This is a genomic window from Salinifilum aidingensis (assembly GCF_054782015.1).
Genome location: NZ_BAAGTH010000005.1, coordinates 73,176 through 87,427 on the forward strand (window position 1 = coordinate 73,176; position 14,252 = coordinate 87,427).

General features: G+C 74.2%; 12 protein-coding genes. 1 reads left to right on the plus strand and 11 read right to left on the minus strand.

Going from position 1 to position 14,252, the window contains the following annotated elements:
* Positions 1-49 precede the first annotated feature (49 nt).
* From ligA to ACYVJE_RS08845, 5 genes are all read right to left on the minus strand, one after another.
* A complete protein-coding gene (gene ligA, locus ACYVJE_RS08825) occupies positions 50-2,206 on the minus strand; it encodes an NAD-dependent DNA ligase LigA (protein ID WP_461144085.1) in 2,157 nt (718 codons plus the stop codon).
* A gap of 66 nt (positions 2,207-2,272) precedes the next feature.
* Positions 2,273-2,956 (minus strand): hypothetical protein, encoded by a 684-nt coding sequence (locus ACYVJE_RS08830; RefSeq protein WP_461144086.1) that lies wholly within the window; start codon positions 2,954-2,956, stop codon positions 2,273-2,275.
* A 59-nt stretch (positions 2,957-3,015) separates the two neighbouring features.
* Positions 3,016-4,440, minus strand: coding sequence for an NAD(P)/FAD-dependent oxidoreductase (locus ACYVJE_RS08835; protein ID WP_461144087.1), 1,425 nt, complete (start codon positions 4,438-4,440; stop codon positions 3,016-3,018).
* 119 nt (positions 4,441-4,559) lie between these two features.
* Positions 4,560-4,745, minus strand: a complete 186-nt coding sequence (locus ACYVJE_RS08840) for a hypothetical protein (protein ID WP_459156982.1) — start codon at positions 4,743-4,745, stop codon at positions 4,560-4,562.
* Between the two features lie 156 nt (positions 4,746-4,901).
* Entirely contained in the window at positions 4,902-5,933 is a 1,032-nt protein-coding gene (locus ACYVJE_RS08845; RefSeq protein WP_461144088.1) for a uroporphyrinogen decarboxylase/cobalamine-independent methonine synthase family protein, read from the minus strand.
* An 85-nt stretch (positions 5,934-6,018) separates the two neighbouring features.
* Here ACYVJE_RS08845 and ACYVJE_RS08850 point away from each other — a divergent pair, with 85 nt between their 5' ends.
* The gene (locus tag ACYVJE_RS08850) at positions 6,019-6,582 is read left to right on the plus strand and encodes a GNAT family N-acetyltransferase (protein ID WP_461144089.1); all 564 of its coding nucleotides are present in this window, start codon (positions 6,019-6,021) and stop codon (positions 6,580-6,582) included.
* 66 nt (positions 6,583-6,648) lie between these two features.
* On the opposite strand, the gene ACYVJE_RS08855 is transcribed toward ACYVJE_RS08850, so the two are convergent.
* The 6 genes from ACYVJE_RS08855 to ACYVJE_RS08880 all read right to left on the minus strand — a co-directional run bounded on the left by ACYVJE_RS08855 (position 6,649) and on the right by ACYVJE_RS08880 (position 14,243).
* Positions 6,649-8,220 (minus strand): fatty acyl-CoA synthetase, encoded by a 1,572-nt coding sequence (locus ACYVJE_RS08855; protein WP_461144090.1) that lies wholly within the window; start codon positions 8,218-8,220, stop codon positions 6,649-6,651.
* 124 nt (positions 8,221-8,344) lie between these two features.
* Positions 8,345-9,436, minus strand: a complete 1,092-nt coding sequence (mnmA, locus tag ACYVJE_RS08860; protein ID WP_459156986.1) for a tRNA 2-thiouridine(34) synthase MnmA — start codon at positions 9,434-9,436, stop codon at positions 8,345-8,347.
* Positions 9,437-9,439: 3 nt separating this feature from the next.
* Entirely contained in the window at positions 9,440-10,669 is a 1,230-nt protein-coding gene (locus tag ACYVJE_RS08865; RefSeq protein WP_461144091.1) for a cysteine desulfurase family protein, read from the minus strand.
* Between the two features lie 33 nt (positions 10,670-10,702).
* Positions 10,703-12,202, minus strand: coding sequence for an MFS transporter (locus tag ACYVJE_RS08870; protein ID WP_461144092.1), 1,500 nt, complete (start codon positions 12,200-12,202; stop codon positions 10,703-10,705).
* A gap of 113 nt (positions 12,203-12,315) precedes the next feature.
* Entirely contained in the window at positions 12,316-13,080 is a 765-nt protein-coding gene (locus ACYVJE_RS08875; protein WP_461144093.1) for a pentapeptide repeat-containing protein, read from the minus strand.
* Between the two features lie 203 nt (positions 13,081-13,283).
* Positions 13,284-14,243 (minus strand): electron transfer flavoprotein subunit alpha/FixB family protein, encoded by a 960-nt coding sequence (locus tag ACYVJE_RS08880; RefSeq protein WP_461144094.1) that lies wholly within the window; start codon positions 14,241-14,243, stop codon positions 13,284-13,286.
* Positions 14,244-14,252 lie beyond the last annotated feature (9 nt).

The window sequence follows — 14,252 nt, forward strand, 5'->3', positions numbered from 1 at the left end:
GATCCCCGGACGGCCGGGAATCAGGAGGGGCCCGGGCATCAGGAGGGGGCTACAGGCCGCGCTCGCGCGCCTCCTCGGGCCCCTCGGAGAGCAGCACGCGGAAACCGTCCTCGTCGAGCACCGGCACCCCCAGCTGCACCGCCTTGTCGTGCTTCGAGCCGGGGGAGTCCCCCACGACGACGAACGCGGTCTTCTTCGACACCGAGCCGGCGGCGCGGCCACCGCGCGCCATGACGGCCTCCTTCGCCTCGTCGCGCGAGTACGTCGGCAACGTTCCGGTCACCACGATGGACAGGCCTTCGAGGTTGCGGGGAACCGACTCGTCCCGCTCGTCGGCCATCCGCACGCCCGCGTCGCGCCACTTCTGCACCACTTCGCGGTGCCACGGCTCGGTGAACCACTCGCGCACCGATTCGGCGATCGCCGGCCCGACGCCGTCGGTCGCGGCCAGCTGCTCCTCGGAGGCCTCCTCGATCGCGTCCAGCGAACCGAACTCCCGCGCCAGCGCCTGCGCGGCCGTGGGACCCACGTGCCGGATGGACAGGGCCACGAGCACCCGCCACAGCGGCTTCTCCTTCGCCACCTGGAGGTTCTGCAGCAGCTTGGTGCCGTTGGCCGACAACCCGCCGTCCTTGGTGCGGAACAGCGGCACCCCCAGCAGCTCGTCCTCGTCGAGGTCGAACACGTCGCCCTCGTCGGTGAGCACTCCCGCTTCCAGCAGCGCCCCGGCGGCCTCGTAGCCCATCACCTCGATGTCGAAGGCACCGCGCCCGGCGAGGTGGAACAGCCGTTCGCGCAGCTGCGCGGGGCAGGAGCGCGCGTTGGGACACCGGATGTCCACGTCGCTCTCCTTCTCGCGGTGCAGCTCCGCGCCGCACTCCGGGCAGTGCGCGGGCATGGTGAACTCGCGTTCGCCGCCCGAGCGCACGTCCACCACGGGCCCGAGCACTTCCGGGATGACGTCGCCGGCCTTGCGGATCACCACGCGGTCCCCGATGAGCACGGACTTGCGCCGCACCTCGTCGGCGTTGTGCAGCGTCGCCATCGCGACCGTGGAACCGGCGACCTTGACCGGCTCCATCACGGCGAACGGCGTGACCCGCCCGGTGCGCCCCACGTTCACCTGGATGTCGCGCAGCGTCGTCGTCGCCTGCTCCGGCGGGTACTTGTACGCGACGGACCAGCGCGGGGTCCGCGAGGTGGTGCCCAACCGCCGCTGCAGCGGCACCTCGTCCACCTTGACCACGACGCCGTCGATCTCGTGCTCCGCGTCGTGCCGGTGCTCGCCCCAGTACCGCACGTGCTCGACGACGTCATCCACACTGGACAGAACGACGGTGTGCTCGGAGACCGGCAGCCCCCAGGCGCGCAGCGCCTCGTAGGAGTGGGACTGCCGCTGCGGTTCGAACCCCTCCCGGCGGCCGAGGCCGTGGCAGATCAGGTGCAGCGGGCGGTTGCGCGTCACCCGCGGGTCCTTCTGCCGCAGCGAGCCCGCGGCGGCGTTGCGCGGGTTCGCGAAGGGCGCCTTGCCCGCCTGCACCAGGGAGTCGTTCAGCCCGTCGAACTCGTCGGTGCGGAAGAACACCTCCCCCCGCACCTCGACCAGGTCCGGGACCGGGTAGTCCTCGCTGCCGGTGAGCTGCTCCGGGACATCGCCCATGGTGCGGACGTTCAGCGTCACGTCCTCGCCGGTGCGGCCGTCGCCGCGGGTGAGCGCGCGCTCCAGCTTGCCGCCGCGGTAGAGCAGGTTGACCGCCAGGCCGTCGATCTTGAGCTCGCACAGGTAGTGCGCACCCCCGCCGATCTCGCGCTGCACGCGGTCCACCCAGGCGCGCAGTTCGTCCACGTTGAACGCGTTGTCCAGGCTGAGCATCCGCTCGAGGTGCTCCACCGCGGTGAACTCGGTGGAGAAGGTGCCGCCGACCACGCGCGTCGGCGAGTCCGCCACCGCCAGCCCCGGGTGTTCCCGCTCCACGCGCTGCAGCCGGGTGAACAGCTCGTCGAACTCGCCGTCGGTGATGACCGGCGAGTCCAGCACGTAGTACCGGAACTGGTGCGCGCGGACCTCGTCGGCCAGCTCGGCGTGCTGCTCGCGCACGGCGGCGGGAACGTCCTCCACGCCTTCGGCGCTCTGGCCCGCCGCCGCGTCGCGCGGGACGTCCTCCCCCTCGCCCCGCTCCGCGCCGTTGGCCGTCTGCTCGCTCACGCGCACTCCCCGGATCGCACGGTTCCGCCCTGGTCACCCCGAGAGTAGCGAGCGCGTCCGACACCGTCAGGAGGTGGCCGCCCCGCCGTGGCCGGGATCGGCACCGGTGCGCTCCATCCCCTCGGCGAGTTCACGCAATCGTGCGAGGTCGACCGTGGACTCCGGTGGGAGCTCGGCCGTCTCGATGCGGCCGAGCCGGTCGGCGGCGAGGCGCTCCCCGAGCGCGGCGTCGAGCGCCATCAGCGCCAGCGCCGTGCGCGAGCGCTCCTCGGCCTCGGCGAACCCCGGGTGGTGCACGGCGACGTCGATCACGCCGGCAGCGCTGTCGACCTGGGTGACGACCCGCACGTCCGCCAGCGCGTACGGGGTCTCGCGCACGTGCACCGTCACCTGCATCGGATCGGGCACCGGCGGGATCGCGTCGTGGTACTCCCACGCCTGGTCCGGTTCGGGAGCGGCCCGCATCCACGCGTCGGTGTAGGGGCGCAGCTCCGGATCGGCCTCGCCGCTGACGACCAGCGCGTAGGTGGCGCGGGAGCCGTGCTCGAGCGAGAAGCCCAGCTTCGGGTGCACCCGCTGCACCAGGTCGGACACCAGCGGCTCGACGTGCTGCGGGTGGCCGTCGGCCAGCGCCGAGGTGATCTCGGGCAGCAGCTCGTCCCAGCGCTGCCAGAACGCCGCCGCACGCGCGTCCGGGTCCGCTCGCTCGGCCTCGGCCGCGGCACCGCGGCGGCGGAAGAAGTTCAGCATGGACCCCATTGTGCCGCTCCGACCGCCGCGGCGGGGCCGGTTCGGGTGACGACGGCCGCTCACCCGATGCCGGCGCTGCGCAACGCGCGCAGCCACCAGTTCGGCCGCCCCCGGTCCCGGTCGGCCGCGGCCAGCGACCACCGCGTCAGCTGCGTGCCCGCCCACCGCAGCGGTTCCGGCGGCAGCGGGCGCGGGTGCGTGCGCACCAGCTCCAGATCGGCGTTCTCGCCGCGCCGCCCGTCCAGCAGGTCGAGCACCGCGCCGGCGGTGAACCGGCTGGCCCCCACCCCCAGGCCGCTGTAGCCGAGGGCGTAGCCGACGCGCCCGCGGCGCGCCGTGCCGACGAACGGGCACAGCCGGGGGCACATGTCGATCGCACCGCCCCAGGCGTGCGTGAACCGCACCCCTTCCAGCTGCGGGAACGTGGCGAAGAAGTGGTCGGCGAGCGCGGCGAAGGTCTCCGGCCGCTGGTCCAGCTCGTCGCGCACCGCCCCGCCGAAGTGGTACACGGCGTCGTACCCGCCCCACAGGACCCGGTTGTCAGCGGTGAGCCGGTAGTAGTGGAACTGGTTGCCCGAGTCGCTGACGCCCTGCCGGCGGTTCCAGCCGACCTCGGCCAGCTGCCGGTCGGTGAGCGGTTCGGTGGCCAGCACGTGGTCGTACATCGGCAGCACGTACCGGCGCAGCCCGGGCAGCAGCGGGCGGAACGCGTTCGTGGCCAGCAGCGCTCTCCGCGCGCGCACCGCGGCGTACGGGGTCCGTGCGGTCACCCCGGTGCGCTCGTCCTCGAGCGCGCGCACCGGGGTGCGCTCGTGCAGCCGCACCCCCGCCCGCAGGCAGGCCGCGCGCAGCCCCCGGGCCAGCCGCGCCGGGTCCACCAGGGCGACCGAATCCCGCATCCACAGCGCCCCGCGGTAGGTCGGCGAGTCCACCTCGCCGCGCGCCTGCTCGGCGTCGAGCAGCCGGGCGTCGTGGCCGTGCTCGGCGGCCAGCCGCGCCGCCGAGCGCAGCTGGGGCAACTGCCAGTCGGCCACGGCGACCTCGAGCTCCCCGGTGCGTTCGAAGTCGCAGTCGATGCCGTGGGCGTGCACGGCCTTCTCGATCTCGTCGAGGTTGCGCAGGCCCAGCCGTTCCAGCCGCGCCAGCTCCCGCGGGAACCGGCGCAGCCCGTTGTGCAGCCCGTGGGTGAGGCTGGCTGCGCAGAACCCGCCGTTGCGCCCGGACGCGGCCCAGCCGCACTCGCGGGCGTCGACGAGCACCACGTCCCGGGCGGGGTCGCGTTCCTTCGCGCGCAACGCGGCCCACAGCCCGGTGTAGCCGCCGCCGATGACGAGCAGGTCGGTCGAGGTCGGTCGGGTCAGGGCCGAGGCGGGTGCGGGACGCTCCGAAGCGTCCAGCCACAGGGATCCGGGGTGCGCGTCGGCCAGCGCGGCCGCGTGCCGGTGCGGGCGGGAGCTACGTCGTCGCCACAGGGAAGAGCGCATGACGGACACCGTGCTTCGTCGTTGCTCGAGCGGATGCGGGTGCGCGCGGCTCCGGGCGCGCACCGGGAGGCCCGCGACGCCGGACGCGTGCGGGTGTCGGAGCGAGCAGGAGGGGTGAGTCAACCGCCGGCGGCGTCGTGCACCGCCGCGCCCCCGCGTTCCGCGGGCGGCAGGTGCGGTGTCGGAACGAGTCCCGCTGCGGCCGATCCGGTCTCGGCCGCCTGCCGGGCGTTCCGGGGCCCGGGGCGCTCACCGCCGCACGGGCAGGAACGCTGGCTCACCACGTGGGTTCGCACCACGCGCATCGGAGCCACCTCCCAAGGCTTGTCGTGCCTCGGTTCCGACTCTGGCAGTGCTGGCGTCCCGCGACAAGTGCTCCGAGGAGCGGCGCGCCGCCCGGTGGCGCAGCGCGCCCTGCTGCGGCGCAGCGGAGGGGTCCGGTCAGCGCAGCGGGGAGCCCGTCAGGCGGCGGCTTCCTCGGCGAACATGCGCGCCAGCGCGGCGGAGAGCTTCAACGCGCGCTGCGCCCGCGACGGGGTCGCCCGCACCAGCCCGCCGCACGGGGTCGGCACGGCGTGGTCGCGCAGCACCGCGTTCGGGAAGCCGAGCCGCGCGATCAGGTCGAACGCGGGCATGGCGAGTTCGCGCACCTGGTCCGAGGCCGGGTCGCCCCCGCTGGGGACCAGCCCGAGCAGGAACGTGGTGCCCTCCTGCCACGCCTCGCCGAACGCGTCGGCGAGTTCCCCGCTGACCTCACCGAGCCGCAGGAGGTCCAGCGCGACGGCGTCCGCTCCGGCCCGCCGCAGCATCGTCACCGGCGGGCGCGGAGCGGAGCAGTGCACGATCACCGGCCGCTGCGTCATCCCGCGCACGCGGTCGAGCACATCGGACAGCAGCGCCCGCGCTTCCGGCTCCGGCACGGCCGGAACCGTGCCGTAGCCCGAGGGGGTGGGCAGGTCACCGGCCAGCACCTGCGGCAGCACCGGCTCGTCCAGCTGGACGAGCGCGGGCGCGCCGGTGCGGGCGACGACCTCGTCGATGTGGCGGGCCAGCCCCTCCAGCGCGGAGCTCGTGAAGTCCCGCAGCGCACCGTGGTCGGTGAGCACGCGGTGGCCGCTGGCCAGTTCCACCCCCGCGCCGAGGGTCCACGGTCCGACGGCCTGCACCTTCACCGCGCGCGGCGCGCCGAGCTCGGTGGCGGCCTGCTCCATCGCGTCCAGGTCCCAGCGCAGCAGGTCCACCGCGCGCCGGTGGTCGCGGCCCGGGCGCTGCGCCACGCGGTAGCCGGAGGGCACCACCTCCACCGCGAGGTCGACGAGCATGCCCGCGGTGCGCCCCACGGCATCGGCGCCCACGCCGCGTTCGGGCAACTCCGGGAACGGCGTCAGATCGGGCAGCTGCGCGATGACGGTGCGCGCGCTCTCCACCGCGTCGGTTCCCGGCATCGAGCCGAGCGCGGTGGCCGTACCTGCCCCCCAAGGTGCTTCACTCACGACCCCATTGTCCCCCCGGACGATCGACATGCCGGTGGCCCCGGGGGGTGTGCGCGGCCGCCGCTCGTCCGGCACGCTGACAGGCATGACCGACGCCGAGACCCCCGTACCCGTCCCGATGCGGTTGGACCACCTCTCCGGCGTGCTGGACCTGGGGTTCCGGTTGTTCGACGTGCACACGATGCCGTACACCTCCTGGTCGTTGTCGAGCGCGGCCACGCACCTCGACACCCAGCCGGAGGCCTGCTGGGTCGTCGAGGAGGAGGGGGCGGTCGTCGGGTTCGTGCTCGCCTCGATGTCCTACGACGAGCGGGCGGACTGGGGCTACGTGGAGTGGATCGCGGTCGATCCCGCGCACCGCGGGCGGGGACTGGCCGACGCGCTGCTGGAGCGCTCGTGCGCCGCCCTGTTCGCCGCGGGCGCCACCCGCATCGTCACGGACGTGGAGCGCAGCAACACGGCCTCGGCCAAGGTGATGCACCGCAACGGGTTCACCGACAGCGTCACCGTCACCATGTTCATCCGGCACGCGCCGGACGTGCCGCCCGGGAGGCAGCCGCGCGCGGGCGTGCGGCCCCGCGACCCGGCCAAGGCGCGCCTGCACGCGGCCGCGCGGAAGGGCGGCACCGACGCGGAGTCGCAGGAGTGAGGACCGCTGCCGCGGGACGGCCCCGGCTTCCCCAGCTGCCCCCTCACCAGCCGATCCGCAGGCGCCCTAACCGTCGAGGGCGGGGGTTCCGTGCTCCCGGATGGCCTCCCGCAGGGTGCGCTTGAGCAGCTTGCCGGCACCGTTGCGCGGCAGGTCGTCGACCACGTGCACCCGCTTGGGCACTTTGAAGGCGGCGAGGTTCCCGCGGACGTGCGCGAGGATCTCCTGCTCGTCCACTTCCCGTCCGTCCACTGCGGAGTTCAGCACGACGACGGCGTTGATCGCCTCGCCCCACTGCTCGTCGGGCACGGCCACGACCGCGACCTCGCGCACCGCGGGGTGGGTGTAGAGCACGTCCTCGACCTCCCGCGAGGCCACCAGCACCCCGCCGGTGTTGATCACGTCCTTGATCCGGTCGACGACGTGGACGTAGCCCTCCTCGTCGGCGCGCACCAGGTCGCCGGAGTGGAACCACCCGTCCCGGAAGGCCTGCCGTGTCTCCTCCGGGTCGTCCCAGTAGCCGGTGCACAGCTGCGGCGAGCGGTACACGATCTCCCCCGGGTCGCCGGGCGCGACCTCCTCGCCGGCCTCGTCGACGATGCGCGTTTCCACGAACATCACCGGCCTCCCCGCGGAATCCGGCCGCTCCTCGTGCTCCTCGGGCCGCAGCACCGTCGCGAGTGGACCGATCTCGGACTGGCCGAAGCAGTTGTAGAACGCCAGCTGCGGCAGCGCCCCCTGCAGGCGCCGCAGCACGGGCACCGGCATGACCGAAGCACCGTAGAAGGCCTTGCGCAGGGAGCGCAGGTCGCGCGTGCCGAACTCGGCGTGGTTGGCCAGCGCCACCCACAGCGTGGGCACGGCGAAGAACGCCCCGATGCGCTCCTCCTCGATGCGCCGCAGCAGGTCCGCCGGCTCCGGGGACTCGCGCAGGTGGTTGGTCGCCCCGATCATCAGGTACGGCAGCAGGAACACGTGCATCTGCGCCGAGTGGTACAGCGGCATCACGTGCAGCGGGCGGTCGTCGGGATCGAGGTCCAGCGCCTGGATGCACGAGACGTACTCGTGCAGCAGCGCGCGGTGGGTCATCATCGCGCCCTTCGGCCGCGACGTGGTGCCCGAGGTGTACAGCAGCTGCACGACGTCGTTCTCGTCCGGCGGCTCGCCCGGTTCGGGAACCGGTCCGGAGCAGGCCCGCTCCAGCAGGGACCCCTCGCGGTCCCGCAGCGGCAGGGTGCGCTGCAGCGCGGTGTCCGCGCGCACCTCGGCGACCGCCTCGGTCAGGTCGGGGTCGACCAGTGCCAGCGTGCTGCCGGAGTGGCTCAGCAGGTAGGACAGCTCTGCCCCGGCGAGGCTGTTGTTCACCGGCACGTGGATCAGCCCCGCCCGGGCGCACGCCAGGTAGCCGATCAGGTAGGCGTCCGAGTTCTTGCCGTAGGCCGCCACCCGTTCCCCGGCGCGCGCACCGGTCCCGGTCAGCCACGCGGCCACCCGGCTGACCGCGTCGTCGAGGGCCGCGTAGGTCCAGCTGCGCGTCGCCCCGGTGTCGTCGGTGAACCGCAGCGCGGTCCGCTCGGGGTGGCGCGCGGCGCTGCGCCGCAGCACGTCCGCCACCGCGCTGGACCGAAGAGCCTCCATGACCGCCTCCGTTCGCCGGTTGTGACCCGGAACACTACCGGCGGTGAGCGGAGGATTCCAGCTCGCGGCGGAACCGCGCGGGGAGGCCGGCGCCCGGCCCGGCGGTCGCCCCGGACGCGGGACGTCAGCGCGTCCCGGCGATGATCCCGCTGCCGAGGACGAGATCGTCCGCCTCGGAGTCCGGCCGGTACAGCACCATCGCCTGGCCCGGTGCGACGCCGCGCATCGGCCGGCGCAGCTGGACCCGGATGCCGTCCTCGTCCGCCTCGGCCACGGCGTCGACGGCCTCCCCGTGCGCGCGCACCTGCACGGCGCACTCGGTGGGCCCCTCCAGCGGCTGCTCCGACGGCCAGATCGGCCGGTCGGCGTCGATCTCGGTGACGTCGAGCTGCTCGGCCGAACCGACCTCGACCGTGCCGGAGACCGGCTCCAGCGAGAGCACGTACCGCGGGCGCCCGTCCGGCGCGGGCGCGTCGATGCCCAGGCCCTTGCGCTGCCCCACGGTGAACCCGTGCACACCGGTGTGGTGCCCGAGCACGGCACCGCTCTCGGAGTCGACGAGCTCGCCGGGGTTGTGGCCGATCTGCTCGTCGAGGAACTTCTTGGTGTCGCCGTCCGGGATGAAGCAGATGTCGTGGCTGTCCGGTTTGGACGCCACGGCCAGGTCGCGGCGGGCGGCCTCGTCGCGCACCTCGGACTTGAGCGAGTGGCCGAGCGGGAACATCGAGTGGCGCAGCTGCTCGGCCGTCAGCGAGGCGAGCACGTACGACTGGTCCTTGCCCCCGTCCCGGCTGCGCCGCAGCACCGGCTGACCGTCCACAACGGACAGCTGCGCGTAGTGCCCGGTGCACACCGCGTCGAAGCCCAGCGCCATGCCCTTCTCCAGCACGGCCTGGAACTTGATCTTCTCGTTGCAGGTCAGGCACGGGTTCGGAGTGCGCCCCGCGGCGTACTCGCCGACGAAGTTCTCGATGACGTCCTCGGTGAACCGCTCGGCGAAGTCCCACACGTAGAACGGGATGCCGAGCAGGTCCGCGGCCCGCCGCGCGTCGCGGGAGTCCTCCACCGTGCAGCACCCGCGCGCCCCGCTGCGCAGCGTGCCGGGCTCGGCCGACAGCGCCAGGTGCACCCCGACCACCTCGTGTCCGGCCTCCACGGCCCGCGCGGCAGCGACAGCCGAATCAACACCGCCGCTCATCGCGGCCAGAACTCGCACGCCTCACACCTCCGTAGCGGCGGTCGTCCCCTCCGCGGCCCGACGCAGGCCGGGAAGCCCGGCGTTGCGGGCGCGTTCCACGACCGGGCCGATGGCCCCGGTCAGCGCCCGCACGTCGTCCGCGGTCGAGGTGTGCCCCAGGGAGAACCGCAGCGATCCCCGCGCGGTCCGCGCCGGTGCCCCCATCGCCAGCAGCACGTGGCTCGGCTCGGCCACCCCCGCGGTGCAGGCCGATCCGGTGGAGCACTCGATGCCCTGGGCATCCAACAACATCAACAAACTGTCCCCCTCGCAGTCGGGGAACGTGAAGTGCGCGTTCCCCGCCAGTCGGGCGGGGCCGCCGTCCAACTCGCCGCCGGGGTCGCCGTTGAGCACCACGTCCGGCACCACCGCGCGCACCCCGGCGATCAGCTCGTCCCGCAGCGCGGCCAGCTCCGGGCCGCGCCGGCCCCGTTCGTCCACCGCCTCGCGCAGCGCGCTGGCCAGCCCCATGATCCCGGGGGTGTCCAGCGTGCCGGAACGCACCTCGCGCTCCTGCCCGCCGCCGTGCAGCACCGGAGTGCAGTCCACGTCCCGCGACAGCAGCAGCACCCCCACGCCGTAGGGGCCGCCGATCTTGTGCCCGGTGAGCGTCATCGCCGCCGCGCCGGACGCGGCGAAGTCCACCGGCACCGTTTCGACCGCCTGCACCGCGTCGGTGTGCAGCGGCACCCCGTGGCGCTCGGCGACGGCGGCCAGCTCGCGGACCGGGTTGACCGTGCCGACCTCGTTGTTCGCCCACATGACCGTGGCCAGCGCCACCTCGTCGGCGTGCTCGGACAGCACCCGCTCCAGCTCGTCCGGGAGCACCCGGCCGGCGGCGTCCACCTCCAGCCAGCTCACCTCGGCCTGCTCGTGCTTGACCAGCCACTCGACCGCGTCGAGCACGGCGTGGTGCTCCACGCCGGAGGCGACGATCCGGCAGCGCCGCGGGTCGGCGGCTCGCCGCGACCAGTAGATGCCCTTGATCGCCAGGTTGTCGCTCTCCGTGCCGCCGCCCGTGAACAGGACCTCCGAGGGGCGCGCACCGAGCGCGGCGGCGATGTCCTCCCGGGATTCCTCCACCGCACGCCGGGCCCGCCGCCCCGAGCTGTGCAGCGAGGACGCGTTGCCCAGCCGGCTCAGCGCCTCGCTGGTCACCGCGATCGCGTTCGGCCGCATCGGGGTCGTGGCGGCGTGGTCCAGGTAGGTCATCGTTTTCCCAGGGTACTGCACGCGTACCGAAGCTCACTCGCGTGTGGGGGCATCGGGGGAGAAGCGGGCGGAGCGCAGCACGAGCACGGCCAGCAGCGCGGCCGTGCCCACCATGACCAGGTCCACCGGAACCACCCCGCGCGCCGGACCGCCCGGCGTCGCGAGCGCGCTGACGACGACACCGCCGAGGCCCACCAGCACGGCCTGCCCCAGCATGTCCGACAGCTGCAGCGCCGAGGAGTGGAACCCCCGCTCGAACTCCGGCGACAGGGCCAGCACCCGCACCGAGGTGCTCGCGATCCCGACGCCCATGCCGGCGCCCGCCACGGCCCAGGCGGCGAACACCAGCCAGGCCGGTCCCCAGGACGGCGCGGCCAGCGCGAGCCCCGCGACCCCCAGGGCGACCATGCCGAACCCGGCGGCGACCACGGGCTCGCGCCGCACCGACCGAGCGCGCCCCTGCAGCAGCGCCCCGGCGGCCCACCCCAGCGAACCGACGGTCAGCGGAATCCCGGCCGCGGTCGGCGAGTAGCCGTGCGCCACCGACAGCACCAGCGGCACGAACGCCTGGGCGGTGAAGAACACCCCGGCGAGCATGCCGCGGGAGGCCACCATGGCCGGGATGCCCGCGCCCACGCGGAAGGTGCCGCGCGGCAGCAGCACCAGCAGCGAGGGCACGAGCGCGGCGAGCCCGGCCGCGCCGAGCACGAGCGCCGCCGGCGAGGGGTTCTGCGCGGCCCAGTTCACCGCGATCACCCCGCCCGCGGCACCGGCCGCGGCCCACGGCATGCCGCGCCGCGGGGGTGTCGCACCCGTTCCCGCGCCGGACCCGAACCGCCGCAGCGAGGGCACCAGCAGCAGCGCGCCCAGCACCACGAACGGGGCGAGCCCGAGGAACACCCAGCGCCAGCTGACGTGCTCGGTGAGGAAGCCGGCGATGACCGGGCCGAGCAGCGACGGCACGATCCACGCCGAGGACAGCGCGCCGAACGCGGCCGGCCGGTGCCGCTCGGGGTAGACGCGGGCGATCAGCACGTACAACGCGACGATGACCGCCCCGCCGCCGATGCCCTGCAGCGCCCGCGCCACGAGCAGCACCCCCATGTTCGGGGCGGCGCCCGCGAGCAGCAGACCCGCGGCGAACAGGGGCAGCGCCGCCAGCAGCGGCGCGCCCGGGCCGGCGCGGTCGGCCTGGCGCCCGCCGAGGACGGTGCCGAGCGCGCTGGTGGCCATGAACACGGTGTAGGGCCAGGAGTACCAGCGCTGCGCGTCCAGGTCGGCCACGATCGTGGGCAGCGCCGTGGCCAGCCCCATCGCTTCGAAGGCGATGAGGGTGATCACCAGCACCAGGCCGAAGGTGAAGGTGCGCCGCTCGGGGCTGAACAGGGCGCTGTCGCGCCGCGGATCGGCGGGAACCGCCTCGGCGGCAGCGTCCTCGGCGCCGGCCGGCCGGCGCGGGGGTTCCGGCCCGCTCGGGAAGCCTGCGTCGGGGCTCTCCTGCGCGGGGTGCGGCTCGGGCTCCGAAGAACTCACGCGCTCCACACTGCAACTTCACCCCAGGTGGAAGTCCAGCCTCCGGACCGCCCCCCTCCCGACGTGCCGCCCCGCCTGCGGACGGGCGCGCGGCGTCGCGCCGCGGAAACCGCTCATTCGAGCACGGTGATGCCCAGGGCGGCGCAGATCTCCGCTGCCTGCGCCGACGAGACGACCGCGCCGCGCAACTGCCGCGGCGCGTCGGCGGTGAGTTCGCCGAGGTCGCTGCCGCGCAGGTCGGCACCGTCCAACCGGGTGGTGGACAGGTCGAGGTCGCGGAGACGGCAACCGGCGAACACGGCGTCGCGCAGATCGGTCCCCCGCAGGTCGGCCTCGCTGAGGTCGCTGCCGGTCACGTGGACCCCCCGCAGCGGGAGTTCGGACAGGTTCGCCAACTGCAGATTGCAGTCGGCGATGTCGAACGAGACCGCGATCCCGCGCGCCGCCGTCAGGTCGACCCCGATCATGCGGCAACCACGGAAACGCACGTCCGCCAGCAGGGCTCCGCGCAGCCGGGCGTGGGCGAGGTCGGTGCTGTCGAAGACGGCATCGGTCAGGTCCGCATCGGTGAGATCGACGCCGGCGCACCGGGCGCCCGCGAGGCGCGCACCGTCGAGCCTCGCTCCGCGCAGGCGTGCTTCCGCGAGGGTGCACTGCTCGAACACCACGTCCGCGAGTTCCGCGCCGCGCAGGTCCGCCACCGAGAGATCGCACCGGCGGAACACCCGAGCAGGGCGGGACGCGGCCTCCGCACGCCGCGGCACTTCCGCCCCGCGGTCGAACATCTCCCGCAGGTCGCGCCCGGAGAAGTCGCAGTCGACCAGGACTTCGTCGCTGTCGTCGTCGCGGGGAACCGCGTGCTGATCCGCACCTTCCACGAGGCGGAGTCTGCCAGCAGTCACCGACAGAACCGCGGAGGCGCAACGAGGACCGGCCGCGGACGCCCGAGCCGCGCCCCGGCACGACACGCGAAAACGGGCGGGTGCGCGCGGCACCCGCCCGTTCGCGCGGGGGTCACGGCGGTACGACCGCCGGCCCCGCGCGGTTCCGCCGGAGCGCCGGCGGAACCGCGCGGGGAGCGTCAGCCCTTGCGCTTGGTGACCTCCTCGGCCAGCTGCGGTGCGACCTTGAACAGGTCGCCGACGACGCCGTAATCGGCGACCTCGAAGATCGGCGCCTCTGCGTCCTTGTTGACCGCCACGATCGTCTTCGACGTCTGCATGCCCGCGCGGTGCTGGATCGCACCCGAGATGCCCAGCGCGACGTACAGCTGCGGCGAGACCGTCTTGCCGGTCTGGCCCACCTGGAACTGGTGCGGGTAGTAGCCCGAGTCCACCGCCGCGCGCGAGGCGCCCACCGCGGCACCGAGCGCGTCGGCCAGCTGCTCCACCACGGCGAAGCTCTCGGACGAGCCGACACCGCGCCCGCCGGAGACGACGACGTTCGCCTCGGTCAGCTCCGGCCGGTCACCGGCCTCGACCGGCTGCCGCCCGGTGATCTCCGCGGCGGCGCCCGCCTCCTGCGCCGGCACCTCCACCGGCTCCTCGGTCGCCGCACCGGCCACACCGTCGGGGTCGACGGCGCCCGGCTGCAGCGTCACGATCGGCGTGCCCACCGCGACCTGCGAGGTCGCGTCGTAGGTGCCGCCGAACAGCGAGTGCGCGGCCACGCCCTGGCCGTCCAGGTCGACCGCCTCGGAGACCAGCCCCGAGCCGGTGCGGATCGCCAGCCGGCCGGCGATCTCCTTGCCGTCGATCGACGCCGGCAGCAGCACCGCCGCCGGGCTGATGCGCTCGACCAGCGCGGCCAGCACGTCCACCTGCGGGGTGACCAGGTACTGGTTCGCCTCCGCGGACTCGCCGACGTAAACCTTCTCCGCACCGAACTCCGCCAGCGCGCCCTGCACCTTGCCGGCCGCGCCCGACTCGCCGACGACCACCGCCGCCGGCGTGCCGATGCGCCGCGCAGCGCTCAGCAACTCCGCCGTGGACTTCTTGACCTCACCGTCCACGTGGTCGACGAGGACCAACACCTCAGCCATGAATCACTG